We start from the raw sequence: 26,281 nt of genomic DNA on the forward strand, positions 1-26,281 counted from the left end.
GGTCGGAAACTCCATGGATGAAGACTGGATTCAGGACAGGGTCTGGCTGTGTTCGGTTGGACTATGTTCGGCAGGGCCACTCTCGAGGGCGCACTCGCCGGCCTGCAGCTTGCGGCGCAGGATCTTGCCGACCGGCGATTTCGGGATTTCGTCGAGGAAGACGTACTCGCGCGGGCGCTTGAAATTGGCGAGGCCGGAGGTGCGGCAATGGTCGTCGAGGTCGTTGGCCTCGACGCCGCGGGCGCGCTTGACGAAGGCGACGACCCGCTGGCCCCAGCGTTCGTCGGGCAGGCCGGCGACCGCCACCTCCAGCACGCCGTCAAGCAGGGACAGCACGCTTTCGATCTCGACCGGCGAGACGTTCTCCCCGCCGGTGATGATCATGTCGTCGACCCGGCCGGTGACGAAGAGGTCGCCGTCGCCATCGAGGAAGCCGATGTCGCCGGTGAAGTACCAGCCGGCATGCAGCGCCTTGGCGTCGGCGTCCGGCCGCTTCCAATAGCCCTCGAAGGCCTCGTCGCCCGACAGGTCGGCGGCGATCTGGCCCTCCTCCCCGATGGCGGCACGCTCGCCCGGATCGAAGCTGCCGAGACGGACGATGCGGATGCGCTGGTTCAGCGCCGCCTTGCCGGCCGATCCCGGCTTGGCCGGGGCGTTCTGGTCGATGGTGAAGGTGTAGATCTCGGACGAGCCGTAATGGTTGACGAACAGCTCGGGCCGGAAGGCGGCGTCCAGCCGCTTCAGCAAACCGTCGGTCATCGACGCCCCGGCGAAGCCCAGCTTGCGCACCGACGACACGTCGGTGCCCGCGAATTTCGGGTCGGCCAGCAGGTCGTGATAGAGCGTCGGCACCAGATAGAGACAGCTCAGCCGCTCCGCCGCGATCAGGTCGAGCGCTCGGTCCGTGTCGAAGCGCGGCAGGCAGACGAAACAGCCGTCCACCAGCGCCATCGCCAGCAGCGAGCGCACCCCCATCGTGTGGTAGAGCGGCATGACGCCCAGCGTCCGTTCGCCCCGGCGGTAGCAGTTCTGGGCGACATGGGCGACGGCGGCGGCACGCTCCGTCCGGTGGCGGCGCGGCACGCCCTTGGGCTTGCCGGTGGTGCCGGAGGTGTAGAGGAACAGCGAGACATGCTCGGCCGTGGCGCGCGGCTGAGCCGCAGCCGGATCGCCGTCCAGCAGATCGGCGAAGCGGCGGTCGCCGGCTTCGACCGGATCGCCGACCGCGATGCGCGACAGCGCCCGCGCCGCGGCGGAGGTCCGGACGGCATCGGCCGACACCTCCTGATAGAACAGGGCGCGCACCTCGGCATCGGGCAGGCAGTAATCCAGCTCGTCGGGCTTCACCCGCCAGTTCAGCGGCACCACGGCGATGCCAGCCAGCTGGCAGGCCCAATGGATGGTCGCCATTTCCCAATTGTTCTGCAACGCGGTGGCGATGCGGTCGCCGGGGCGCAGGGCCAGCCGGTCGAAGGCACCGACCAGCCGGCGGATGCGCTCCAGCCACTGCGCGTAGGTCAGCCGCAGGTCGCCGTCGACGATGGCGAGCGCCTCCGGGCTGCGCTCCGCACTGGCCAGGATGCTGCGGCCGAGGTCAAACATGGGCGACCTCCCTCACCGTCCCACCGGTGACGTCCATCACGGCGCGGACGATGCCGGCATAGCCGGTGCAGCGGCAAAGATGGCCGCTCAGCATGTCGCGTAGCTCCTCTTCGGTTGGCTTGGGATTGCGGTCCAGGTAATCGGTCAGCGACATCAGGATGCCGGCGGTGCAGAAGCCGCATTGCAGGGCGTGATGCCGTCGGAAGGCCTCCTGGAGTGCCGTCATGCGCCCCTCGTTGGCCTGCGACAGTCCTTCGACGGTGTCGATGCGCCGGCCGTCGGCCTGCACCGCCAGCGTCAGGCAGGCGCGGACCGCCACGCCGTCGATGCGGACGGTGCAGGCGCCGCAGACGCCGTGTTCGCAGCCGACGCGGGTGCCGTGGGCGCCCAGCTCGTGGCGCAGGAAATCGCTCAGCAGCAGGCGCGGATGGGCATGGCCGGTGCGCGGCGTGCCGTTCAGGACGATGGAGACGGCGTGGCGCGCCTCCGCCGTCAGCGCGGATGTGGATTTCAGCGGCGGCATGACAGGGCCTCTTCAAGGACGGTGCGGCCGATCCGGCGGACGAGGTCGCGGCGGTAGCGGGCGGTGGCGTGCTGGTCGTCGTCGCCGCCGAGGTCCCAGGCGAAGGCGTTCAGCGCCTCGTCGAGATCCGGCGGCAACCCATCCTCGACCAGCGGCCAGGAGCGCATCGTCGGCCGGTCCGCCACCCCGCCGACGGCGAGGCTGGCGCGGTCGCCGTCCACCGTGGCGGCGCAGGCGGCGATGGCGAAATCGCCGTGCCGCATCGACTGCTCCCGGAAGGCATGGCCGCAGCCGGGACGGGCCAGCGGGAAGCGGATGCATTCGACGATCTCGTCCGCCGCCTTCACCGTGGTCAGCGGCCCCACGAAGAAATCGGCGGCGGCGACGGTGCGGCGGCGCTTGGCATTGCGCAGCATCACCTCGCCGCCGGTGGCGACCAGACAGAGCGGCGTCTCGGCGCTGGGATCGGCATGGGCGACCGATCCGCAGAGCGTGCCGCGGTTACGGGTCTGGAAATGGCCGACCCACGGCAGGGCGGCGGCCAGCAGCGGCACCTCCCGCGCCAGGGCCGGGCGGGCCAGCACCTCGGACTGGGTGACGGCGGCGCCGACCGTCAGCCAACCGTCTTCGGCCCGCAGGCTGCGCAGCTCCTCCAGCCGGCCGAGATCGATCAGCAGGCGCGGCTGAACCAGCCGCATGTTCAGCATCGGCATCAGCGACTGGCCGCCGGCGATCACGCGGGCGTCGTCGCCCCCGTCCGCCAGCGCCGCCAGCGCCTCGGCGACCGTTTCCGGCCGCAGATAGTCGAAGGGTGCGGGCTTCATCGGTTAAACCCCAGAAGACGCAGCAGGCGCGTCAGAAGCGAGGGAGAGTCGGCGGGCACCTCGGCGCCACCGGCGCGGGCAACCAGCTTTTCAAAGAACTGGCCGATCAGCAGGCGCGATGCGCTGTCGAGCATCCGCCCGCCGACCGCGGCGACCTTGCCGCCGACCGACGCGCTGTAGCGGTAGGTGACGCGGGTTCCGGTGGCGGTGCGCTCCAGCGTCACATGCCCGGTGCCGCTGCCCGACCCGAGCGCGCTGGTGCCGCTGCCGGTCAGGGTCAGTGACTTGGGCGGATCGAGGTCGGACAGCGCAACCTGCGCGGTATAGCGCCCTCTCACCGGTCCGATTCCGACCACCACCTCCGCCCGGTAGGCGTTGGGACCGACAAGGTCCAGCGCCTCGCAGCCGGGCAGCAGCGCCGCCAGTTCCCTGGGATCGAGCAGGATGGCCCAGACCTGTTCCGGCGTCGCCGGCACCTCGCGGCTGCCCTCCCCGGTCAGGCCGCGCCCACCCTTCGCAGCGGATTTGCCGGCGGCCAGTGGCGGAATTTCCATGGCACCGGCGGCGGAGGCCGGGCGCGGCGGTTCCGGCGGATGGATCAGCGCCGCCAGCTTGGCAGGGGTGATCGGCAGGGACGGCACCGGTCCGCCGAGCGCATCCGCCACCGCGTTGGCGAGGCAGACCGGGGTGCTCATGCAGTTCCCCTCCCCCACCCCCTTGGCGCCGAGCGGCGTCACCGGCGAGGGGCTTTCGCGATGGAGGATGACGGGAACCGGCACCTCGCAGGCGGTCGGCACCAGATAGTCGGCAAAGGTGCCGGACAGGAACCGGCCGTCGTCGCCATAGGCGTATTCCTCGTACAGCGCGGTGCCGACGGCATGGGCGAAGCCGCCCAGGATCTGGCCTTCCACCAGCAGCGGGTTCAGCAGCCGGCCGGCGTCGTGCATGGTGACGTAGCGGTCGATCCGCACCGCCCCGGTCGTCCGGTCGATCTCGACCCCGCAGAAATCGAAGATGAAGCCATAGCAGGCCGAACTGTTGATGTGGTCGGCGTCGGTCGGCGCCTTCAGCGGCTCCGGCGTCCAGAAGGCGGTCTCGCGCAGCGCCGCCTCCTGCCCGTCGGGCAGCGTTCCCGGCGCCCAATGGCCGGCGGCGGCGACGCGGGAAAAGGACAGGCCGTTGTCCGGGTTGGCGTCGGAGAAGACCCGGCCGCCGGCGAAGCGCACATCGTCGGCCCGGCAATTCAGCTGCCCGGCGACCAACGCCGCCATGCGCCCGCGCAGCCGGATCGCCGCCACCTGGGCCGCCCCCGCCACTGCCCCGGCGAAGCGGCTGGAATAGTTGCCCGACGCGATCGACCAGGCATCCTTGCCGGTGTCGAGGTCGGTGTTGACGCGGATGTCCTCGAACCGCAGGCCGAAGACGTCGGCCACCACCTGGGCCAGCACGGTGCGGTGACCCTGCCCCTGGGGGGCGGAGGCCACCGTCACCGACACGCCGCCGGTCGGATCGACGGCGACGCTGGCGGTCGCCTGCGCGCCGTTCTTCGGCCCAGCCTTGCGCCGCTCCCCGGCGGTCAGGACCGTGGTGATGTAGCCCATGTTGGAGATCGACGGTTCCACCACCGCGGCGTAGCCGATGCCGTAGAGCCGCCCCTCCGCCCGCAGCGCGTCGCGCCGGGCCTTCAGCGCGTCGAGCGAGCCGTCCCGCACCGCCTGCTCCAGCGTCGCGCGGTAATCGCCGCTGTCGAGCGTCCCGCCCGACGCGGTGCGGTAGGGCATCGCCTCGGCCGCCACCAGATTGCGGCGGATGACGTCGAGCGGATCCAGCCCCAGCTCCGCCGCCACCCGGTTCATCAACCGCTCCAGCCCGTAATAGAGCTGCCCGCCGCCGAAGCCGCGGTTGAGGCCGGTCGGCGTCTTGTTGGTGACGACGATGCGGTTGGTCACCGTCAGGTTCGGGATGTCGTAGGCGCCGGTCAGGTTGCCGTGGTTGCGGTAGAGCGAGGCCGGTTCCGGCGCCCGCAGATAGGCGCCGCAATCCTCGGTCTGCTCCATCCGCAGCGCCAGCACCTGGCCGTCCGGCTCCACCGCCGCATCGATGCGCATGCGGCGCGCGGTGGCCGAGGTGGCGGCCATCAGATGCTCCAGCCGGTCCTCCACCCACTTCACCGGCCGGCCGGCGACGCGAGCGCACAGCCCCATCAGCACGACATAGGGGAACACCGCCTGCTTGTTGCCGAAGCTGCCGCCGGATTGGGGCGGCGTCTTCAGCCGCAACCGCGATCCCGGCACGTTCAGCGCGCGCGCCATCACCGGATGGACGGCGAAGGGGCCGGAGAAGTTCGACAGCACCTCGTACGCATCCTCGGCCGCGTCATAGTCGGCCAGGACAACGAAACACTCCATCGGGGTGCAGGAGTTGCGGGGATACTCGACCTCGACCGACATGGCGTGGGCGGCACGGGCGAAGGCGGCCTCGGGGTCGCCATAGCGGAAGCTGCGGCTGTTGACGAGGTTGGAGCCCACCGCCGGATGCAGCGGTTCCGATTCCTCTTCCAGCGCCTGGGCAATCGAGGTGACCGGCGGCAGCGGGCGATAGCGCACCTCGATCCGGTCGAGCGCGTCCTCCGCGATATAGCGGCTGTCGGCCAGCACCACCGCCACCGGTTCGCCGACATGGCGGACGCGGTCGATGGCAAGGCACCAATGCTCCATCGGCGCACGGATGCCGACCAGGAAGGCGCTGGCATGGCGCTTGGCATCGGCCCCGGTCACCACGGCGGCGACGCCGGGAACCGCCAGCGCGGCGGCGGTGTCGATGTCCAGCAGGTCGGCGTGGGCGTGCGGTGAGCGCAGGATCGCGGCGTGCAGGGTGCCGGGCTTCACCGGCAGATCGTCGGCGTAGCGGGCGACGCCGGTCAGCAGGGCGGCGTCCTCCACCCGCGGCATCGCGCGGCCGACGAACGGCGCCGCGGCCGGCTGCGGCTGCGGCGAAACGCCTTCGCTGTCAATGGTCTGGGCGGCGGTCTGCGTGGCCGTCATCGTCATCCTCCCGTTACCGGAGGAGACTAGACCGTTTGCCAAGCGAAGCTTTTACCGTGGAGTGTCGCGATTTACCCTAGCGTCTCATTTTTATGGGCGTCTCATTTTTACGCGTGTCCCATCCTCATGCATGCCCGGCTTCCGGCCGCCCTCCGCCGGGCCGGTCCACCAGATTGACGACGCGGCGGTATTCGGTGGGTGTCACGCCCTGGTGGTTGCGGAAGAAACGGCTGAAATGGCTGGGAGCGGAAAAGCCGAGCCGGCCGGACACCTCGGTGGCGCTCTCCAGCCCGGCGGCCATGGCATCGATGGCCGCCTCCATCCGCAGCACGTTGAAATAGAGCGCCGGGGTGATCGCCATCGTCTGCTGGAACAGCCGGAACATATGGGCGCGCGACAGGCCGGCGGCGGCGGCGACGCGGGCGGCGTCGAACTCCTCGCCCAGGGTTCCCCGCATGAACAGGATGGCCTGGCGGATGCGGAAATCGCCGGCCGCAGGCGCGGCGTAGCGTGTCCCGCCGAGCGTCCGCCATTCGGAGAAACGGTCGATGATGGCGATCATCAGGTCGAACAGCGCCTCCTCCATCCGCTCGCCCGACGGGTCGTCATAGAGCAGCTCCGCCGCCATGCGGTCAGCCAGCCGGCGGATGTAAGGCGTCAGCTCGCCGCAGGATTGCGCGAAGAAGCCGGGATTGCCGCTGGCGTTGAGTTCCCGCTGCATCGCACCGAGCCAGCGCGGCTCGATGTACAGCGCCAGGATCACGGTGCGCGGGGCGCCCGGCTGATGGGCATAGGAATGGGCCTCCCAGCTGTTGACCAGCACCGCGGTGTCGTCGCGCAGCGGATAGAGCTGCTCCCCGACGGCAAAGCGGGTGTCGGCGCCGGATGCCTTGATCAGCACATGGCAGTGGGGATGCGCGTGATGGATCAGCGCATTGTCCATGTCCAGCAGGGCGACGCGGCCGAAGCTTCCCTGATGGATGCGCATCGCTTTCGACATGGCTTCCGGTCCCTTCCTGCCCGTCGGCGGCAAAGGGCCGCCGGGATGCTCTTCAATGGTTTGCTTTACAAGCTAATCATCGGCGGTCCCCTTTACCAGTTCCATGCGGGCGCCCCCCTGCTTCTGTCGCTGGAGCCGCATCGCCCGGAGAATCGGCGGGCGGTCGTCCCCGGTGCCGGTCGATTTTGCAGCAAGACCGCTTCAGTATCCAAACTGTTACCTGGGCGTTTAGATTTTCTTCAGTGAATCGCTGTGTTATTGCGATTGCTACAAGCAAATGCAGCGCCGGCGAAAGGTTCCAGATGCCTGACACCCTGAAGGCCGACGCCCCGTCCGCCCCGCTCCTGACCATTCCGGACGCACTCGCTTCGGAAGCCGCCGCGGTGATGCTCAGCGGCGACCCGGGCGCGCTGAAAGCCGTTCAGGGGAAGATGGCCGCGGCCCTGGCCGGACAGGGCCTGCCAGAGGCGTCTGCGGGCACGCTCGTCGATGGTTGGATGCACGACTTCGCAGCCGGGCTCGGTGCGCAGGCGACGCCGGATGCGGCCATTGCCCAGGCGAACCGGATCGCCGCCGGTGCTGCCGCGCGGATGGCCCAGGCGACTCAGGAAGCGGCCTCGCTGACCGGCGAGCAGCGCGTGGCCAGCGCATTGGCGCAAGGGCAGGGACACGGAACGGACGCGCTGATTGCAAAGGGCACGGCATCCGACCTGTCCGCCGCCCTGTTCAACGGGGTGATGGACCCGCTCGCCCGGCCGGCGGGTGCGGCCGACCCGATTGCCGCCCTGTCGCAGGCCCTGAACGCACCGCTATCCCCCACGGTCACACCGGCGGCAGCGCCGCTTTCCCCGGCCGAGCAATTGAGCGCCGCCCTGGCCTCCGGCTCCGGCGTCCAGGAGGCGGTGAAGGCGGTAGGGGCCGGGCAGAACAGCCACTTCGCCGACACGCTGGAACGCGCGCTGTCCAGCGGCACCGACTCCACCGCCGCCGTGACCGCGGCGAAGGAAACGAGTGCCAACAGCGAGGCCTTGGCCAACTCCACCACGGTTGGGCAGTCAGACGGCGCCCGCATGCTCGCCGCCCTGTCTTCCGGCAGCGCCGAGGCGCACACCGCCGCGAACGGGGCCGCTTTCGCCAGCGTCCTCACTGATGCCCTGACGCAGGGAGGATCGCCGGACGCCGCTCTCGCCGCGTCGGTCAGGGCACAGACGGAGATGACCGCCAGCCAGAACGCCGCCGTCGTGCCGCCGAAGCCGGCGGACGCGCTGGTCGCGTCGCTCGCCTCCGGCCGCAATGTCGGCGAAACCGTCAAGTCCTTCGCCTCGGCCGCCGGCATCGACCCGGCCGCGGCCGGTGGATTCGGACAGGCCCTGGGCAGCGCCCTGTCCACGGGCCATGAGCCGTCCGGCGCCCTGGGCACGGCGCGCCAGGACGTCGCCGCGGCATCGTCCCTGTCGGCCGAGACGGCAAAGGGCGTGAAGGCCGATCCGCTGGTCACGGCTCTCGCCAGCGGACAGAATGTCCAGCAGGCCGTCCAGGCCCTCGGCGGCTCGGGTGCCGCCTTCAGCGCGGCGCTCGGGCAGGCCCTGGCGGAGGGACGGCCCGCCGGGCAGGCGCTGGCGGCGGCCCGTCAGGCCGCAGACACGGTCCAGCAGAACACCCAGGCCAGCGAAGTCCCGGTGTCGGCGCAGGACAAGGCGATTGCCGACCTCGCCAACCCGGACAAGGCGGCAGCCGCCAAGGAGGCCGGCGAGACCAAGCAGGCCGCCAAGGATGGGGCCAAGGATGGGGCCCAGCACAGCGACAGCGCCGACGGCAAGGCCGCCGAACAGGTGGCGGACGCCCAGGCGAAGGACGATGGCGGACAGGAAAAGGACGGGAAGGACGCCAAGGCGGACGATAAGGCGAGCGACAAGGGCGATGCGAAGACCGACGGCAAGGAGAACACCGGCGCCAAGGCCGCGCCCGATGCGTCCGCCGATGGAAAGCCGGCGGCACCGGACGCCTCCCCCCCGCCGGCGACAAAGCAGGCGGCGATGAGCGATGCCGCGCCCAAGGCCATCAGCTTCGATCTGCCCGGCACGACGGACAAGGGCACCGCCACGAGCGACGCTACAGCCCACTCCGCCGCATCGACGGACGCGCGGCCGGCCGTTTCCGCCCCTTCGGTGACGAAGGCACTGAGTACCGGCGATGCCTTCGCCGTCGCAGCACAGAGCCAGCAGCGGGCGGTGCAGTCGGTGGTCCGTGCCGTCGAAAACGCGACATCCGACACCGCTGGCACCACCACGCCGACCGTTACGCCGACGCTGCCCGCCACCCCCACCGTCCCGGCCGAGCACCACGCCGCGGCGCCGACGCTGTCGGCATCCTTCGACGCGGCGGCCATGGCAAAGGCGCTGGCGATTGCCGAGGGAACCGCCACTCCCGCCGGCTTCACCGTCTTCCACCTCATCGAAGCGATGTTCCGTCCCGGCGAGACCGGCAGCAGCGTGGTCGGCGTCGCGGTGGTGGCGAACCAGGGGTCGCAACTCGGCATCTGGCAGTACAGCGTCGACGGCACCAACTGGAGCGCGGTCGGATCGGTCGCCGAAACGGCGGCACTGGTGCTGCCGGGCAATGCCCTGCTGCGCTTCCTGCCTGCGGCCGGTGCCTCCGGCCAGGCGCCCGCCCTTGAACTGCGGGCCGTCGGGAACGAGTGGACCGGCGGGTTCAGCGGTGCCGAGCACCGGCTGTTCACGCTCGACGGAACCGGCGGCACCACGCCCCTGTCCTCCGATGTGGCGAAGCTGTCCATCGACGTCACCTCCGTCAACGGCGCCCCGGTGGCGACCGGCGTGCAGGCCGTCCTGGACGCCGTGGCGGAGGACAGCGGCAATCCGGCCGGCGCCTCCGTCTCGACCCTGTTCGGCAAACTGTTCTCGGACCCGAGCGATGCGGTGTTCGGCGCCACCGGCGACGGTTTCGCCGGCATCGCCGTGGTCGCCAATCCCGGCAACTCCGCCCAGGGCGAATGGCAGTACTGGAACGGAAGCAGCTGGGTCGCCGTCGGTGCTGCGTCGGACGGCAACGCGCTGCTGCTGTCCGCCGAGACGATGCTGCGCTTCCTTCCCGTCGCAAACTGGAACGGGCAGCCCCCCAGCCTGATGGTGCGTCTGGTCGACGATTCGGCAGGCGCCATCGTCAGCGGCGACCGCGTCGATCTGAAGAGCCTCGGCGTCGGCGGCATCACCCCCTACAGCGTGTCGGCCATCCAGCTCGACACCCGCGTGACCGCCGTCAACGATGCTCCGATCGCCACCGGGACGACGGCGACGCTGGCACACATCGCGGAGGATGCCGTCAATCCGTCCGGAACGACCGTTTCCACCCTGTTCGGCGGCCTGTTCTCCGACCCCACCGATGCCGTGGCCGGCGGATCGACGGCGAACGCCTTCGCCGGGGTGCTGGTGGTCGGCAATGCCGCTACGGCGACGCAGGGGCTGTGGCAGTATTGGACCGGAAGCAGCTGGGCCGACATCGGCGCGGCAAGCGCCGGCAACGGCCTCCTGCTGGCCGCCGGCACCGCCCTGCGCTTCCTGCCCGCCGCCGACTGGAACGGCACCACCCCGGCCCTGACCGTCCGGCTGGCGGACGATTCGCTGGGCGCGATCACCAGCGGCGAGCGCGTCACCGTGACCGCGGGCGGCGGAACCAGCCGTTTCAGCGCCGGCACCGTCACGCTGACCGGCGGCGTCGATGCCGTCAACGACGCGCCGGTCGCCACCGGCACCGCGGCAACCCTGCCGGCCATCGCCGAGGACACCGCCGATCCGGCCGGCTCCACCGTCACCAGCCTGTTCGGCAGCCTGTTCTCCGACGCGGCCGACGCCGTGGTTGGAGGATCGTCGGCCAACGGCTTTGCCGGAATCGCCATCGTCGGCAATGCGGCGACCGCGACGGAAGGCGTCTGGCAATATTGGACCGGCACCGCCTGGGCGGCGGTGGGCGCGGTGTCGGAAGGGTCGGCCCTGGTGGTCGCCGCCGCCGACCGGCTGCGCTTCGTGCCTGCGGCCGACTGGAACGGCACCACCCCGGCCCTGACCGTCCGGCTGATCGAACAGGGCGCCGGCACCACCGCCACGGGCGGCCATGTCGACCTGACGCACGGCGTCGGCGGCAGCACGGTCTACAGTGCCGAAACCATCGCCCTGACCGGCAGCGTCACGCCGGTCAACGACGCCCCCGAGGTCACCGCCGGCACCACGGCGCTGTCGACGGTGAAGGGGGTGGCGGTCGCGGTCACCGGCCTGTCGGTGTCGGACATCGATGCCGGCTCGACCCCGCTGCTGGTGACCCTGTCCGCCGGGCACGGGACGCTGACGCTCGCCGATGGCGGAACGGACGCCGTCATCACCGGCAACGGCACGGACACCGTCACCATCCGGGCGACGCTCGCCACCATCAACAGCCTGCTGGGCGCCACCAACGGGCTTCTCTATACCGCAACCTCCTACACCGGCGCCGACAGCATCCATGTCGTGGTCGACGACCAGGGCGGTGGCGGCGCCGGCGGGCCGCTGACCGCCAGCACGTCCGTTGCCGTGACGGTGGCGCCGCCGAACGCCTCCCCGGTCCTGGCCGACACCGATCTCTCCCTTTCCGTTGCAGGCGAGGCCCTCGCGGCGCCCACGGCGGGAACCGCGGGCATCGCCGTGTCGACGCTGGTCGGCCTGAACGGCAGCGGCCCGGCGAACGTCACCGATGGCGACAGCGGTGCGGTCACCGGCATCGCCCTGGTCGGGACCAACGAAGCCTACGGGCATTGGTGGTTCTCGACCGACGGCGGTTCGACCTGGAGCCTCGTCGGCACCGTCGACGACAGCGATTCCGCCCTGCTGCTGCGCTCGACCGACCGGCTCTATTTCCAGCCCAACGCCTCGGTTCCCGGCACCATCAGCGGCGCCCTGACCATCCATGCCTGGGACCAGACCAGCGGGACCGCCGGCACCAAGGTGACGATGGACACCAGCGCCGGCAGCGCCTTCTCCACCGCGACCGACAGCGTGACGCTGCACCCCGGCGTGCTGATTCCGAACGGCACCTTCGACGACGGGCTGACCGGCTGGACCTACACCGGTGGTGCCACCGTCGGCACGACCGGCGACGGCCATGAGGCCACCCTCACCTCGGCAAGCGGCCAGACACCGACCCAGTTGGAAGACTTCCTCGGCCTTGCACACGGCTCCATCGCCACGGCCACCGGGACGGTGCCGTCCGCCGGCCACGCGATGAAGCTCGGCACGACCGTGACGGTGACGCAGGACACGACGCTGACCTTCGACTGGTCCTTCACCTTCACCGACAACGCCTCGTACCACGACTTCGCCTTCGTCAGCGTCAACGGCGTGGTGACGCTGCTGGCCAAGGAGGCGAGCGCCAGCGGCAGCTTCAGCGTGGTCGTTTCGGCCAACAGCACCCTGTCGCTGGGATTCGGAACCTCCGACACCGGCGACAACAGCGTCAACCCGATCCTGCGCGTCGACAACATCAAGCTGACCACCGTCGCCAGCGATCCCATCGTGCTGGACATGACCGGCCACGGGCTGGCGCTGCGCCCGCTGTCCGACGGCGTCCATTTCGACGTGACCGGCGACGGCGTCGCCGACAGCACCGGCTGGATCGGGGCCGGCAATGCCCTGCTGGTGCAGGACAGCAACGGGAACGGGCGGATCGACGACGCGCACGAACTGGTTTCCGAACAGTTCGGCAACGGCTTCAACAGCAGCCTGGAGGCGCTCGCCTCCCTCGACCGCAACCATGACGGCCGCCTGGACGCGACCGACGAGGCCTTCGCCACCCTGAAGGTCTGGCAGGACATCAATGGCGACGGCGTGAGCCAGGCGGCCGAGTTGCGCGGACTGGCGGAGGCCGGCATCCGTTCCATCGCCACCACCGCGAGCCCGAGCGACGCCACCCTGGCCGGCAGCCGCATCCTCGGCACCACCAACATGACGATGGCCGACGGCAGCAGCCATGCGGTGGCCGGTGTGGCCTTCGATGTGAAGGCCGCCTCCGCCGCGCAGGTTCAGGTCCAGCCGCAGGCGGCAGCATCGGGCACCAATTTCGCAGCTCTGCTGACGTCAGGCCTGGGCTTGCCCGCGGACGGTACAGTTGTGCCGCAAGACACTTTCTCTCATTTGTCGGATTCGACTGCGGCACCTCACGTCTTCGATCAGCACCATTTGCAAAACACCGATACACAAAGCGTGCATCATATCACGACCCCCTAATGAAATTGTCAGATTTAGAGGATTTATTAGGAATTTGAACACTGTTTTGTCTTAAAGCCCTATAAGGGTTGTCGGCTATGTTCGCCAGTGTCGCAAGCCCATAAGCTTCGGTCGACGGCGAGCCCCAGGACCCCCATGCGTAAATCCTTCATTTCTGCTGCGGTCTTGCTTCCGCTGATCGGCTGGGGTGCGCAACCTGTGTTTGCGTCCCCACGCGATGACGTGATCTCCCTGATCGGCAAGGCGACCGAAACCCATGACCGGCTGAGGGGGGCGGAGGCTGCGGCCGAGTCCGCCCGCAACGCGCTGCGGATCAGCCATGGCGGCTGGTACCCGACGCTCAGCCTGTCGGCCAATGGCGGGCGGGAGACCACCAACAAGCCGGCCGGCCTTCCCAACACCGACCTGAACGCCAAGCAGCTGTCGGTGCGCGCGACCCAGCTGATCTGGGATTTCGACGCGACCAACGCCGACATCCGGCGGGCGCAGGTCTCCGTGGTCCGCGCCGACATCGCCGTCGAGCGCACCCGCCAGGAATTGCTGGTGGAAGGATTGAGCGCCTACGCCACCCTCGTCCGCGCCCACCGGCTGCTCGTCTTCTCCCGCCAGTCGGAAGACAACATCCGCCGGCAGACCGGCCTGGAGGAGGTCCGGCTTCAGGAGGGCTACGGCTTCACCACCGACGTTCTCCAGGCCAAGAGCCAGCTTGCCGGCGCCCAGGCACGCCGCGTCGCGGCGGAGGAGGCGATGCAGACGGCGCTCAGCCGCTTCCAGGCCTATTTCGGCCATGTGCCCTTCCAACTGGACGGCGCCGAAGTGCTGGCGATGACCAAGGCCGCCCTGCCGCAGTCGATGGACGCAGCGGTGGACGAGGCGCGCCGCCACAACCCGCGCCTCCAGGAACTGGCCCTGACCACGGCCGCCGCCCAGGAGGCGGTGGCCTCGGTGCGCGGCCGCACCCTCTATCCGAGGGTGGAAGGCTATGTCGAGCGCAACATCAAGAGCGACGTCGCCGGCCAGCCGGGCCGGCAGGACGAGCTGCTGTTCAAGCTGCAGGTCACTTTCTCGCTGAACACCGGCCTGACCGCGATCAACAGCGTCCGCCTCGCCGAAGCCGACCTGCGCGCCGCCGACGCCAACTTCGCCGACCAAGAACGCACGGTTCTGGAAACCGTCCGCAACAGCTGGAACCGGCTGGAGAGCGCCCGCTCGCAGGTGCGGCTGCTGAACGATCAGGCCAGCCTCGCCGCCGGCTTCCTCGACGTGGCGCGGGCGGAGCGCGAATTGGGCTCGCGGTCGCTCATCGACATCCTGTCGGGCGAGACGACGCTGATCAACGCGCGCAGCGATGCCGCCGCGGCGGAGACGGAACTGGTTCTCGCCGGATACCGCCTGCTCGCCGCCATGGGGCGCCTGACTGCCGCCGACATCCAGACCAAGCCGATGCCGAAGCTGGCGGCGATGGGCCGCGGCCTGTTCGACGGCTCCGGCAAGGCCGAGCCGGCACCTCCCGGAAACCGGAATGACGGGAGCCGGGACACAAAGCGCAAGCGTGGGAAGGGAGACCAGCAATGACCGGCGGCGCTATCGGACTGCTGCTCCTGCGGCTGCGCTCCAACCTGCGGCTGACGACCCGCGTCTTCGCGGCGTCGCTCGCGGCGAACCTGCTCGGCCTCGCCTCCTCCTTCTACACCATGCTGGTGCTGAACCGGTATGTGACGCACGGCGTCGATTCCACGCTGGCGGCGCTGACCGTCGGGGTGGTGCTGTCCATCGCCTTCGAGCATCTGTTCCGCCATGTCCGCCTCGGCATCGCCGGCCGTATCGGCCGCGCTGAGCATGACCGTCTGGCGACCGGCGCCTTCGGCATCCTGCTGACCGCGCGCAGCGGCGCCGGCTCGGCGGAGGGCGACGCCGCCCGGCGCGAGGCGATGCGGGCGCCCGAACAGATCGACGCAGCACTCGGCTCCGCCAATCTGGCGACGCTGTTCGACCTGCCCTTCGCGCTGGGATTCATCCTCGTGGTGGCGCTGGTCTCCTGGCCGCTGGCGGCGATCTGCGTGCTGTTCACCCTGCTGTCGATCGCCGCCGGCCTGCTGGCCCAGGCCGACATGCGGGCGGTCGGCCGCGATCTGGCCCAGGCCGGCGCCGATGCGCAGGGGCTCGTCACCTCCGCCATCGTCGGCCGCGACGCGGTGGCGCTGTTCGGCGGCGCCAAGCCGCTGCTCGGCGACTGGCAGCGCGCGGCGAAGACGCTCCGGAGCCTGCGCGAGCGCATGTCGATGCGCCAGGGCCGCGCCCAGTCGATGGCGCAGAGCCTCCAGGCCCTTCAGGGTGTCGCGGTGATCGCCACCGGTGCCGTGCTGGTGGTGCGCGGCGAGCTGGATGTCGGCTCGCTGATCGGCGTCAACCTGCTGGTCAGCCGGGCGCTGGCCCCCTTCACCCGGCTGGCGCAGATCGGGGAATCGCTGGCGATGGCCCGGCAGGCGCAGAGCCGGCTGGAGCAGTTCGCCCGCACGGCGGTGGAGCCGCCGACCGGCACCAGCCTGCCCCGCTACGGCGGCACGCTGGAACTGCGCGACCTGACCTACACCCCGGCCGGCGCGGTCACGCCGCTGCTGCGCCGCCTCTCCCTGTCGGTGCCCGCCGGCAACATCCTGGTGCTGAAGGGGCGGAACGGGTCGGGCAAATCGACGCTGATCCGCCTGATCGCCGGGCTTGCCGACCCGCAGGAGGGGGCCGTCCTGGCCGACGGCGTCGACATCCGCAAATTCGCGCCCCTCTGGTGGCGCCAGCAGACCGGCTACCTGCCGCAAGAGCCCGTCTTCCTCAACCGGACCATCCGGGAGAATCTGCTGATCGCCAACCCGCGCCTGTCGGAGACGGAGTTGCAGGCCGTCCTGCACCGTGCCGGTGCCGAGCGCGCCGTGGCCGACTGTGCCCATGGGCTCGACACGCCGCTGCGCAACTTCGGCCAGGAACTGCCGGTCGGGCACCGGCGCCGGCTGGCGCTCGCCCGTGCGCTGGCGGTCGGCGGCCGGCTGATCCTGCTCGACGAGCCGACCGACGGTCTCGACGCCGAAGGCACCGCCGTCGTCTACCGCACGCTGATCGAACTGGCGCGCGCCGGCCATACGGTGGTCATCGCCTCGCACGATCCGCGCATCCTCCAGGGCGCCTCCCTGGTGCTCGACCTCGATCAGTCGCAGGATTTGGCCATGAGCCGTGACCCGGCCGGACTGGTGGCATCATGAAGCCGCTTCCCCTGCTGACCCGCAAGCGGGCCGCCAGCCCCACCCTGCCCTCCGCCCTGGCCTCCGGCATTCCCCCCGGCCTCAACCTGGGCGGTGCGGCAGCGGCACCGGCGCTGCCCTTCGCCGCCGCCACGGCGCCGGAGAGCGAAAGCCGCTTCGGCGACGGGCTGTTCGCCGTCAGCGTCGCCGCCTTCCTGGCCGCGGTTGGCTGGGCCTCCATCGCCGAACTGAACGTCTCCAGCAGCGCGCCCGGCGACGTGGTGCCGCTGGCCTACAACCAGTCGGTCCAGCATTTCGAAGGCGGCATCGTCCGCGACATCCTGGTGCAGGAAGGCGATTCGGTGAAGGCCGGGCAGGTGCTGGTCGAACTGGACCAGACCAAGACCCGCGCCGATCTGGAAGAGCTGAGGCTGCGCCTCGGCTCGCTTTCCGCCGACATCGCCCGGCTGGAGGCCGAAGTGACGCGGCGCGACGGCATCGACTTTCCCGAGGCTCTGACCCGCGAGCGGCCGGATCTGGTGGCGCAAACCCGCGACCTGTTCCGCGCCCGGCGCGACAGGCTGGCCTCCGACATCGACATCCAGCGCCAGGACATCGTCCAGCGCGAGCAGCAGATGGCCGCCGTCCGCGCCCGCATCTCCGGCTCCCAGGTGGCGCAGGGGCTGATCCGCGAACAGCTGTCGATCAGCGAGAGCCTGCTGAAGCGCGAGATCACCAACCGCATGAAGCATCTGGAGCTTCTGCGCGACGACGCCCGCATCACCGGCTCCATCGCCGAGGATCGCGCCACCCTGGCCCAGGCCGAAGCGGCCCTGGCGGAGGCGCGCAGCAAGCTGGTGTGGATCGGCCGCAAGTACGAGGAAGAGGGCCGCAACGCGCTGGACGAGGCGCGGCGCAACCACAATGAACTGTCGCAGCGGCTGACCCGCTACCAGGACGGCCTGGACCGGTCCAGCATGCGGGCGCCGATGGACGGCATCGTCAAGACGCTGGCTGTCTCCACCAAGGGCGCCGTCGTCAAGGCCGGCGAGACGGTGGTGGAGCTGGTGCCGCGCGACGGCAATCTGGTGGTGGACGCCCGCCTGCCGGTGCAGGACATCGGCTATGTCCGCACCGACCAGCCGGTGGTGGTGACGCTGGCCGGCAGCGACGGCTCGCGCTTCGGCCATATCGAGGGGCGGGTGCGGACGATCAGCCCCGACACGCTGCTCGATGCCAACAAGCAGTCCTACTACAAGGTCCGCGTCGAGCTGCCGGTGACCCGCTTCGACTATGGCGGCAAGACCTACGAGCTGTTCCCCGGCGTGCGGGTGACCTGCAGCATCCTGACCGGGCGCCGCACGATCCTCGACTACGTCTTCTCGCCGGTCCTCAACGGCCTCCAGCACGCGATGCAGGAGCGGTGAGGATGGCTGCGATCATGAGACTTCTCCCTCTCCCGAGGACCACCCGATGCTGAGTTCGCTCCAGCCCCGTTCCCGGCAGCCGCTGCGCTGGTCGCACATGACCAAGAAGGCGCGCTTCGCCCTGATCCTGGCGGCGGCGATGCTGGTCACCGTTCTGGTGTCGCTGGTGGTGCGCGCCGGCTTCCTCGGCGAGCGCGCCGGGGAGCCGCTGGCGCTCGCCGTGGTGGGGCCGCTGAGCGGACCGGACGCGGCGCTCGGGCTGGCGCTGCGCAAGGGTGCGGCGCTGCGGGCCGACACCATCAACGCGGCCGGCGGCATCGGCGGACGCCCGGTCGAGGTCAGGCCCTTCGACGACGAGGGTGACAAGGGCAAGTCGCTGGAGATCGCCCGGCGCATCGCCAACGACCCGGCAATCGTCGCGGTGGTCGGCCACACGCCGGACGCCACCGACAGCGCCGCCGCCATCTATGCGCAGAAGAAAATCCCGCTGATCGCGCCGCGCCCGCTGGTCCGCCCGGCGGACGGCGCACCCAGCCCATGGCTGTTCAGCATCGGCTTCGACCGCACCCACGAAATCCGCTTCCTCGCCAACTATGTCCGCAACGTGGTGGGCGAACCGACCGTCGCCATCATCCGCGAGGACAGCGAGCAGGCGGCGTCCCTTGCCGGCCAGTTCGACAGCATCCTCCAGCGCTTCGGCACCAAGCTGGTCAACCAGTGGACCTACGCCCCCGGACGCGGTGGGGCCGGCGCCCTGCCGGCGCTCGCCCAGGCGGTGAAGGAGCGGATGCCGACCGGCGCCATCGTCGTCATCGGCTCGGCGGTGGACAGCGCGCGCGTGGTGGTCGCCCTGCGCGACGTCGGCGTGCGCAACCTGATCGCCGGCAGTTCGGAGATGGCGACCGCCGCCTTCCGCACCGAGATCGTCGCCCAGACGCAGGCGAACCCCAAGGCGCTGACGCCGGAGGCCTACGGCCATGGCCTGCTGGTCGCCTCGCCGGTGCTGTTCGACACGGCGAACGAGCGGGCACAGCGCTTCTACGGCCAGTATGTGAAGCGCTTCAACGCCGTGCCCGACTGGGCGGCGGCGCTGGGCGCCGACGGCGTCGACCTGATCGCCGGCGCCATCGCCGCGGCACCCGTGGGCGCCGGCAAGCCCGACGGCGACGCGCTCCGCCTCGCAATCGCCGGCCATGACCGTGCCGAGACCGCGGTCCAGTCGACTGCCGGAACCTGGACCTTCGACGCCCGCGGGCAGGCGACGCTGCCGGTGATGATGGCGACCTACAACGGCCTGAATCCGGTGGCGGCGCTGACCCAGCTGCAGCCGATCCGCGAGGCCGGCGTCTCCAACTTCCTGGAGGAGGTGCAGCGCGGGCGGGCGCTCTACGTCAACGACCGCTTCATGTACAAGACGGACGTCATCTACACCGGCGTCCAGCTGCACGAGATCCGCGACCTGAACCCGGACGCCAACGAAGCGACGCTGAACCTGACCATCTGGTTCCGCTACCGCGGCGCCTTCAACCCGGCCGACGTCGTCTTCACCAACGCGGTCAAGCCGGTGGAGCTCGGCAAACCCTACCGCGAGGAACGCGGCGAGGTGACCACCTACGTCGCCTACCGGATCGAAGGGCGCTTCTCGCTGAACTTCTCCGACCAGCGGCCGCCTTACGGCAGCCATTCCGTCGGCGTCAGCTTCCGCCACCGGACGCAGAACCGCAACACGGTGATGTTCGTCACCGACGTGCTCGGCATGTCGCTGGTGAACACCAATGACTTCGTCGAGAAGCTGAAGGCGATGGCCGCGGCGGAAACCGCGTCGGCCGCCGACCTCAGCCTCGCCGACCGCTTCCGCCGGGCGCTGGAAGGGGAGAGCGAAAGCTCCACCCTGCTCGACCAGCTGCGCGCCAAGCGGGTGCTGGCCCCGTCGCCGGGCTGGCGGCTGTCGCGCGCCTGGATCTCCCAGGACGTCACCAGCGTCAGCAGCGAGGGTGATCCCAACTATGTCGGCTTCGGCCGGCCGCAGCCGGACTTCTCCCGCGTCGATTTCGGCGTGGTGGCGACGCCGGACGCACCTGCGGCGCGCGACTTCATCCACCGCGACTTCTTCGTCTACATCGCCATCTTCAGTGCGGTTCTGGCGGTCTTCGCCGCCTTCATGGACCGGCGCGACCGCGGCCAGTTCTGGAAGATCCAGACGCTGTTCATGCGCATCCTGTCCTGGCCGCTCCTGCTGATGTCGGCCGGCAACATCGTGCTGGACCAGGCGGTGGCCTCGCTGCCGGCGAGCGGCATCGCCATGGTGGTGAACGGCATCAACGTGCTGTGGTGGATCGTGCCGGCCATCCTGGCCGACCGCACGCTGGAACGCTTCGTCTGGACCCCGCTGGAGATCCGCACCCAGCGCCGCATCCCGGCCATCGTCCGCCGCTTCTCCACCCTGATCGTCTTCGGCTTCGCCGGCTGCGGCATCATCGCCTTCGTGCTGAAGCAGCCGATCACCAGCCTGCTAGCGGCCTCCGGCCTCGTCGGCATGGTCATCGGCCTCGCCATCCAGGCCAACATCGCCAACGTCTTCTCCGGCATCATCCTCAACATCGAGCGGCCGTTCCAGATCGGCGACAGCATCCAGATCACCGACGTCGTGCGCGGCGTCGTGGTCGACATGACATGGCGGACGGTGCGGGTGCGCAACGTCGCCGGCTTCATCGTCGCGATGCCGAACGCCAAGGTGTCGGAAGCCACCGTCGTCAATTTCAGCTCGGTCGAGCGCGTTTCGATGAAGCTGGAATATTTCGCCGATGCGCGTCACGACCCCGGCCGGATGGGCGGCCTGCTGACAACGGCGCTGCGCGCCACCGACCGGGTGATGCCCAGCGACACCGGCGGGCTGCCCTTCGTCCGCTATGACGGCTTCCGCGCCGTCAACGGACAGTGGCTGTGCAAGTACAACCTGTTCTTCTGCGTCCAGGACCACGAAGCCAGCTTCGCCGTGCCGGAACTGGTCTGGCGCTCGGTCTACCGGACGCTGGCCGACGCCGGCATCGACCCGACCCCGCCCGACCTGCTGGAGGCGGGCGCCGCCGCCGCGGTCGTCACCGCCGCCATCCCGCACGCGACCGTTCCGGCATGAGCAGGAGCATCCCGATGACACGCCCCCTCCGCCGGCCCCTCCTCCGCCGCCTCTGCCGCCGCCTTTGCCAATGCATCACCGCGGCGACGCTGCTGCCGGTCCTGCTCGCCGGGTCGGCCTGCGCGCCCTTCGGCAGCGAAAAGTCCGCCGCGATCCTAGAGCGGGTGGGCGACGGCGATTACGACGTCGGCATCCGCTACCCGTCAAAGCGCACCCGCTACGTCATGATCGTCGAGGAGGACGAGGAGTCCTTCGCCCTCGCCAACCGCCCCGTGACGGGCAGGGCTGCCGACGGCACCGCGCCGGCTCCGGCAGCAGAACCGGCCGCCCCGCAGCAGAACGACCGGGTGCTGACCCCCTGCACCGGGGCGGCAGGCAACTGGTACCGCCACACGCCGGCCGGCTATGTCTGCGCCGGCGGGGCGGGCGGCTGACCATGAAGCGCACGGCTCTGACAATCGCCCTGCTGCTCGCCGGCTGCGCCGCCGACGGGTCCAATCGGCGCGTCGCGGATGGCGGGACGGATCCGGCCCCGGTGCTTCGCATCGTCGCCGATGCCGAGGCCAACGGACGGCGTCCGGTGGCCGTCGACGTGGTCCGGGTGGCCGACGGCGCCCTGGCGCGCCGGGTCGGCTCGCTCGACGCCGCAGGCTGGTTCCGCGAGCGGGCGGCACTGAACGGCGAGGCCGCCGGGCGGATCGCCATCGCGTCCTGGGAGCTGGTACCCGGCCAGAGCGTGATCCTGCGCAGCCTTCCCCCCTTTGCCGCCGCCCCCACCGCAACCATCGTCTTCGCGCGCTACGGCATGCCGGGGGTTCACCGCCAGTCGCTGGACGGCGTGAGCGCGCTCGACATCCGGCTGGGGCGCGACGGCTTCACCGTGGCTCCGTTGCCGAAGGACACCGCACCGTGACCGTCCGGCCCGCCCCCTCGCCCTCCGCATCTCCGGCCGCCGCCGCAGTCGTCACCGCCGCAGTCACGACGAGTGCCGCCGGTCCGGGCGTCCTGGCCCTTTTCCGCGCCTTCCATGCCGACCTGCTGGCCGCCTGCGCGCAGGACCAGGCCCCGGCCGGTTCGGTGGCCGAGCGGCTGGTCGCAATGCTCCACGGCATGAGCGCCTCGGCGACCGCCCAGGGCCCGGCCGCCCATGGCACGGTGGTGAAGGCGGCCTTCGCGATGGCGATGCTGGCGGACCGGGCGCTTGCCCAGGTGAAGCCGGCGGACGCCGTCGTCGCCGGACGCCTGTTCGGTACGAACGCCACCCTGCAAACCCTGTTCGTCCAGGCCGACGACCTGATCCGCCAGGGCGCCAAGGCCGACCGCGGGCTTGCCGCGGTTTATCTCGCGGCCCTGGCGCTGGGCTTCCCCGACGATGCCCAGGCGGCGGCGCGACGCTCCCCGCTGCACCGGATCGTCACCGGCAGGGAGGGCGGAACCGAGCAGCCGCAGGCCGGCCTCGCCAGCCGGCGCGCCTACGATCCGCCGATGGGTGCGGTGGCCGGCGGCTTCCGGCCGTCGGCGCGGCGCTGGTGGGTGGCGGTCGGCGGCGTGGCGGCTCTGTTCCTGCTGGTGTCCCACCTGCTGTGGTCCACCGCCGTCAACGATCTCCAGCGTGACCTGCGCGGCGCCCGGTCCGCGGTCGAGGATATGGGGCAGTCATGGTCCTACTGATCCTGACGATTGAACTCGTGATCTCCAGCATCGGTTCGGTCATCGGCTGGATCCTGTCCTTCGTCTTCGCCTATCTGCCCTTCCTGCTGGCGGCATTGCCGCTCTACATCCTCTATCGGGTGGCACGGTCGGTCTGGCCGACGCTGCGCAGCCGGCTGCGCCGCGCACGCAAGCCCGCCAAGGCTGCGGCCCGCACCAAGGCTCCGGCGCGCAAGCCCATGCCGTCCTCGGCGCTCCATGTGCGGGCGGAGGCGCCGCCGCCGTCGAAGGCAGCCGCCGGCAAGCCGCCGCTGGCCCGCACCTACAATGAAGGGCTGGACATCCTGGCCCGGCAGATGCGCGGTCCCCTGCGGCGCGGCGACATTCCCTGGTTCCTCGCCTTCGGCGTCGGCGGCCCGGCACTGCTCGCCACCGACTCGACCCATGTGCGCTGGCCGGAGGACGGCAACACCGAGAACGGCTGCTGGTGGTTCTGCGAAGGGGCGGCGATCCTGCATGCCGGCGCCGATTCCGCCGACGGCACGAAACTGGACGCCTCCTGGCCGTCGCTGGTCGCGGCGATCCGCAAACGGCCGATGCGCCGGCCGCTAGACGGCATCCTGCTGCTGGTCGGCGCCGACGAACTGCGCGCCGCGGCGGAGCGCGAGGCACCGCGCCGGGCGCTTGCCAAGCGGGCGGAAGCCCTGCGCGCACGGCTACGCGCGATCCGCGACGATCTCGGCATGGTCTGCCCGGTGCATGTGGCGGTGGTGCGCGCGGAGTCCCTCGACGGCTTCGGCGACCTCTGCGCGACGATCCCCACGGCCATGCTGGACAGCGTTCTGGGATGGACCAGCCCGCATGACTGGCTGGCGCCTTTCGAGCCCGCCCGCGTGGCGGAAGCCTTCGACTCCATCCAATCCGACCTCGCCCTCCTGGAGGCCGACGCGCTCGCCGGCGTGACCGCCGCCGGGGCCGCCTGCGTGCGCCTGCCGCTTCTCCCGGCCTCGCTGGAGACGCTGCGCCATCCGCTGGCGCTGTTCCTGGACGGCGCGCTGGGGGGCGACGAAGCGTCCGAACCCTTCCCGCTGCGCGGCATCGCCCTGACCGGCGCCTGTGCGACTGCGACGGGAGGACGCCGCCCGGCCTTCGCCCGCGACCTGCTGCCCGGCCGCGCCTTCGCCGAACCCGGCTATGGACGCCCGTCGGAAGCCGCCTTCCTGCAAGGCCGCCGGCATCGCCGGATCGCGCAGGCCGCGCTGGCCGCCTCCGTGACGGTCCTGTCGGTCGCCGCGTGGCAGGGCTTCGCAGGCGTGTCGGCCGGAAGTGCGGCGGTGGCTGCACCGGTTGCCGACCTGCGGCGGGCGCTGCTGTCACGCGACGCCCTCGCCGATGGACCGATGGTGGGCCCGATGGTTGGCCGCGTGATCGCCGCGACCGCGGTGATGGAGCGCGACCGGCTGGTGACGCCGCTGCTGCCGACCTCGCTGTTCAGCGGGGTCGACGAAGACAAACGGCGGCTCGCTTCGGTCACCCTGCGCCGGGCGGTGCTGCGGCCGATCCGCGACGCCCTGCTGCCCAGCTCCGCCCTGGCCGACCTGCCGCCGGTCACCAATCCCCGGCGCGTCGAGGATCTGCCGGCCTTCCGCCGGCTTGCCGCCCAGCTCGACCGCATCGGCGGCCGGCGCGGTGCGCTGGAGCGCTACGACCGTTTCCGCCGCAACAGCGGGTTCGACGAGTTGCTGGCGCTGGCGGAAAGCGTCTACGACGCCGTGCCGCGCCCGCCCATCGCGGCGACAGACGGCTTCATCACGCGCATCGCCGCCGGTGCCGATCTTCCCAACCTGGATGCCAGGACCATCGCGGTCGCCCTGCGGGCGGAATCGGTGCAGCTCGCCGCTCCCCTCGCCGAGGAGCTCTACACCCGCAATCCCCTGCGTCTGCGGGCGCAGGCCCTGGCCGACCGGCTGCGCGATCTCCCGGAAACGCCGACCGCAGAGGATGTCGCGGACCTCGGCCGGCTGGTCGATGCCGTCAGCGAGGCCGCCGGCTGGCCGATTGCCGCCGCCTTGCAGGACCCCGCACGCGGCCTGCCGGATGCCGTCAAGCTGGCGCTCCAGAAGGCGGCGATGGCCGACCTGCCCGGCCGCGACACCACCGACCGCATCACCGAGGCGCTGTCCACCGCGGCCACCGCGGCGCGTGCCGCCGTGCTGGCGCTCGACACCCCGTCGGCCGGACGCCTGCTGACCAGCGGCGAAGGCGGCGCACTGTCCCTGAACCCTGCGGTCGCCGCCCTGCCGGCGCAATTGGTCGCTGCCGTGGCGGTCAAGCCCGCCGACGAGCCGCCGCCGGCCAAAGCCGCCGCTTCCGAAAGCAAGCCCGCGGCTCCCGCTCCGGCGGCGGCGGTCGTCGAGCAGCGCCCCGCACTGCCTGCTCCTGTGGCCGCTCCTGTGCCGGCTCCCGAGCCCGTTGCCGCACCGCCCAAGCAGGTTGCGGTCGCCAGCCCGCCGCCTGCGCCCTACGAGGCTTCCCCGCCGGCCCGGCTGCCCCCGCTGCCGCCATTGCCGTCCCTTCCAATCCTTCCCGCGGAACCGGCGACGCCTGCGGCGCCTGCTCCCGAGGCGGCGGTGGCGAAGCTCGATGCCGTATTCTCCCAATCGCTGGCCGGACGCTTCCCCTTCGTCCGCCCCGATCTTGCCCGCGGCGCGCCGGATGCCGATCCCAAGGATGTCCGCCGCTTCTATGAGCAGCTCGACGAGAACCGGGCGGCCGTCATGAGGACGGCGACGCCCGAAGTCGCGGCCTTCCTGGAGAAGATGGAGGCGGTGCGCCCCCTGTTCGATGCGGTCTCCCGGTCCGCGCCGGTCAGTGTCCGCTTCAGCTACGGCACCAACCGGGCGCAGGAACTGGGGGCGGAGCACATCATCGACTGGTCGGTGCGGTCGGGGACCAGTGCGGTCGGCGCGTCCGCCGGTTCCGACCCGCTGGTCTGGAAAGCGGGGCAACCGCTGCTCCTCAGCTTCCGCTGGGCCGCCGGTTCGCCCTATCGCCCGAAGAACGCCATGGCGAGCGAAGCGGAAGCCGCGGCCGGCGATACGCTGACGCTGGTCGAGCGCGGCCCCTGGGCATTGCTGCGGCTGTTGAAGGGGCGCGCGTCGTCCGCGAACGGCGACAGCGCCCTGCTGCGCATCGTCCTGCCGACCCAGACCATCGGCGGCGAACCGGTGCGCGATACGGTCCTGTTCATGACGGCGTCAATTGCCGCCGGGTCGCGGTCGAACTTGCCGGTGAAGGCCTTGGACCTGCCGTCCCGTTTCCCTTCAAAGTAGAGCGAGGCGCCAATCACAGGAAAGGCTAATGATATCTTTGGTCACATATCGCGACAAGCCGATCCATGTCCCTCCAAAAATCTTAATAACCCCAACAGTGACTTAACATGTTTTTAATCAATAAAACTGTATCAACAAACTATCCTATATAGACCAACTGGCAGGTATTTCCTGCCAAGCTTACGATCTAATCATCATTAACTAATTTTATGGCTGCCGCGAGCAGCCAACGCCTTTC

Annotated in this window: 14 protein-coding genes; 9 read left to right on the top strand and 5 right to left on the bottom strand. The window is 70.5% G+C overall.

Annotation, left to right across the window (positions count from 1 at the left end; translation table 11 throughout):
• Positions 1 to 30: 30 nt before the first annotated feature.
• The 5 genes from TSH64_RS33545 to TSH64_RS33565 all read right to left on the bottom strand — a co-directional run bounded on the left by TSH64_RS33545 (position 31) and on the right by TSH64_RS33565 (position 6,993).
• A complete protein-coding gene (locus TSH64_RS33545) occupies positions 31 to 1,602 on the bottom strand; it encodes an AMP-binding protein (RefSeq protein WP_109451712.1) in 1,572 nt (523 codons plus the stop codon).
• Positions 1,595 to 2,125, bottom strand: a complete 531-nt coding sequence (locus TSH64_RS33550; RefSeq protein ID WP_109451714.1) for a (2Fe-2S)-binding protein — start codon at positions 2,123 to 2,125, stop codon at positions 1,595 to 1,597. Before TSH64_RS33550 ends, TSH64_RS33545 begins: the two co-directional genes overlap by 8 nt.
• Positions 2,113 to 2,949 carry an FAD binding domain-containing protein gene (locus tag TSH64_RS33555; protein ID WP_109451716.1) on the bottom strand — a complete coding sequence of 279 codons (837 nt, stop codon included), beginning with the start codon at positions 2,947 to 2,949 and terminating at the stop codon, positions 2,113 to 2,115. The genes TSH64_RS33550 and TSH64_RS33555 overlap by 13 nt, the downstream gene beginning before the upstream one ends.
• Positions 2,946 to 5,993 (bottom strand): molybdopterin cofactor-binding domain-containing protein, encoded by a 3,048-nt coding sequence (locus TSH64_RS33560; protein ID WP_109451718.1) that lies wholly within the window; start codon positions 5,991 to 5,993, stop codon positions 2,946 to 2,948. Before TSH64_RS33560 ends, TSH64_RS33555 begins: the two co-directional genes overlap by 4 nt.
• Positions 5,994 to 6,117: 124 nt before the next feature.
• Positions 6,118 to 6,993: an AraC family transcriptional regulator gene (locus TSH64_RS33565; protein WP_109451720.1), complete on the bottom strand. Its 876-nt coding sequence runs from the start codon at positions 6,991 to 6,993 to the stop codon at positions 6,118 to 6,120.
• 302 nt (positions 6,994 to 7,295) lie between these two features.
• Between TSH64_RS33565 and TSH64_RS36075 the strand changes: the two genes are divergently transcribed.
• From TSH64_RS36075 to TSH64_RS33610, 9 genes are all read left to right on the top strand, one after another.
• Positions 7,296 to 13,265, top strand: coding sequence for a hypothetical protein (locus TSH64_RS36075; RefSeq protein WP_199237733.1), 5,970 nt, complete (start codon positions 7,296 to 7,298; stop codon positions 13,263 to 13,265).
• Positions 13,266 to 13,463: 198 nt separating this feature from the next.
• Positions 13,464 to 14,840: a TolC family protein gene (locus tag TSH64_RS33580; RefSeq protein ID WP_247873309.1), complete on the top strand. Its 1,377-nt coding sequence runs from the start codon at positions 13,464 to 13,466 to the stop codon at positions 14,838 to 14,840.
• Positions 14,837 to 16,519: an ATP-binding cassette domain-containing protein gene (locus TSH64_RS33585; RefSeq protein WP_109451722.1), complete on the top strand. Its 1,683-nt coding sequence runs from the start codon at positions 14,837 to 14,839 to the stop codon at positions 16,517 to 16,519. Before TSH64_RS33580 ends, TSH64_RS33585 begins: the two co-directional genes overlap by 4 nt.
• A complete protein-coding gene (locus TSH64_RS33590; RefSeq protein WP_109451724.1) occupies positions 16,516 to 17,925 on the top strand; it encodes an HlyD family type I secretion periplasmic adaptor subunit in 1,410 nt (469 codons plus the stop codon). Before TSH64_RS33585 ends, TSH64_RS33590 begins: the two co-directional genes overlap by 4 nt.
• Before the next feature lie 46 nt (positions 17,926 to 17,971).
• Positions 17,972 to 21,061 carry an ABC transporter substrate-binding protein gene (locus TSH64_RS33595; RefSeq protein ID WP_109451726.1) on the top strand — a complete coding sequence of 1,030 codons (3,090 nt, stop codon included), beginning with the start codon at positions 17,972 to 17,974 and terminating at the stop codon, positions 21,059 to 21,061.
• Between the two features lie 14 nt (positions 21,062 to 21,075).
• Entirely contained in the window at positions 21,076 to 21,495 is a 420-nt protein-coding gene (locus TSH64_RS33600; RefSeq protein WP_109451728.1) for a hypothetical protein, read from the top strand.
• Positions 21,496 to 21,497: 2 nt separating this feature from the next.
• Positions 21,498 to 21,974 carry a T6SS protein Cts2N gene (locus TSH64_RS35465; protein WP_146208098.1) on the top strand — a complete coding sequence of 159 codons (477 nt, stop codon included), beginning with the start codon at positions 21,498 to 21,500 and terminating at the stop codon, positions 21,972 to 21,974.
• Entirely contained in the window at positions 21,971 to 22,732 is a 762-nt protein-coding gene (locus TSH64_RS35470; RefSeq protein ID WP_146208099.1) for a DotU family type IV/VI secretion system protein, read from the top strand. The genes TSH64_RS35465 and TSH64_RS35470 overlap by 4 nt, the downstream gene beginning before the upstream one ends.
• Positions 22,720 to 26,043: a type VI secretion system protein gene (locus TSH64_RS33610; protein WP_247873310.1), complete on the top strand. Its 3,324-nt coding sequence runs from the start codon at positions 22,720 to 22,722 to the stop codon at positions 26,041 to 26,043. The genes TSH64_RS35470 and TSH64_RS33610 overlap by 13 nt, the downstream gene beginning before the upstream one ends.
• The last annotated feature ends 238 nt before the right edge of the window (positions 26,044 to 26,281 follow it).

It is taken from the genome of Azospirillum sp. TSH64 (genome assembly GCF_003116035.1).
Classification (GTDB): Bacteria; Pseudomonadota; Alphaproteobacteria; order Azospirillales; family Azospirillaceae; genus Azospirillum.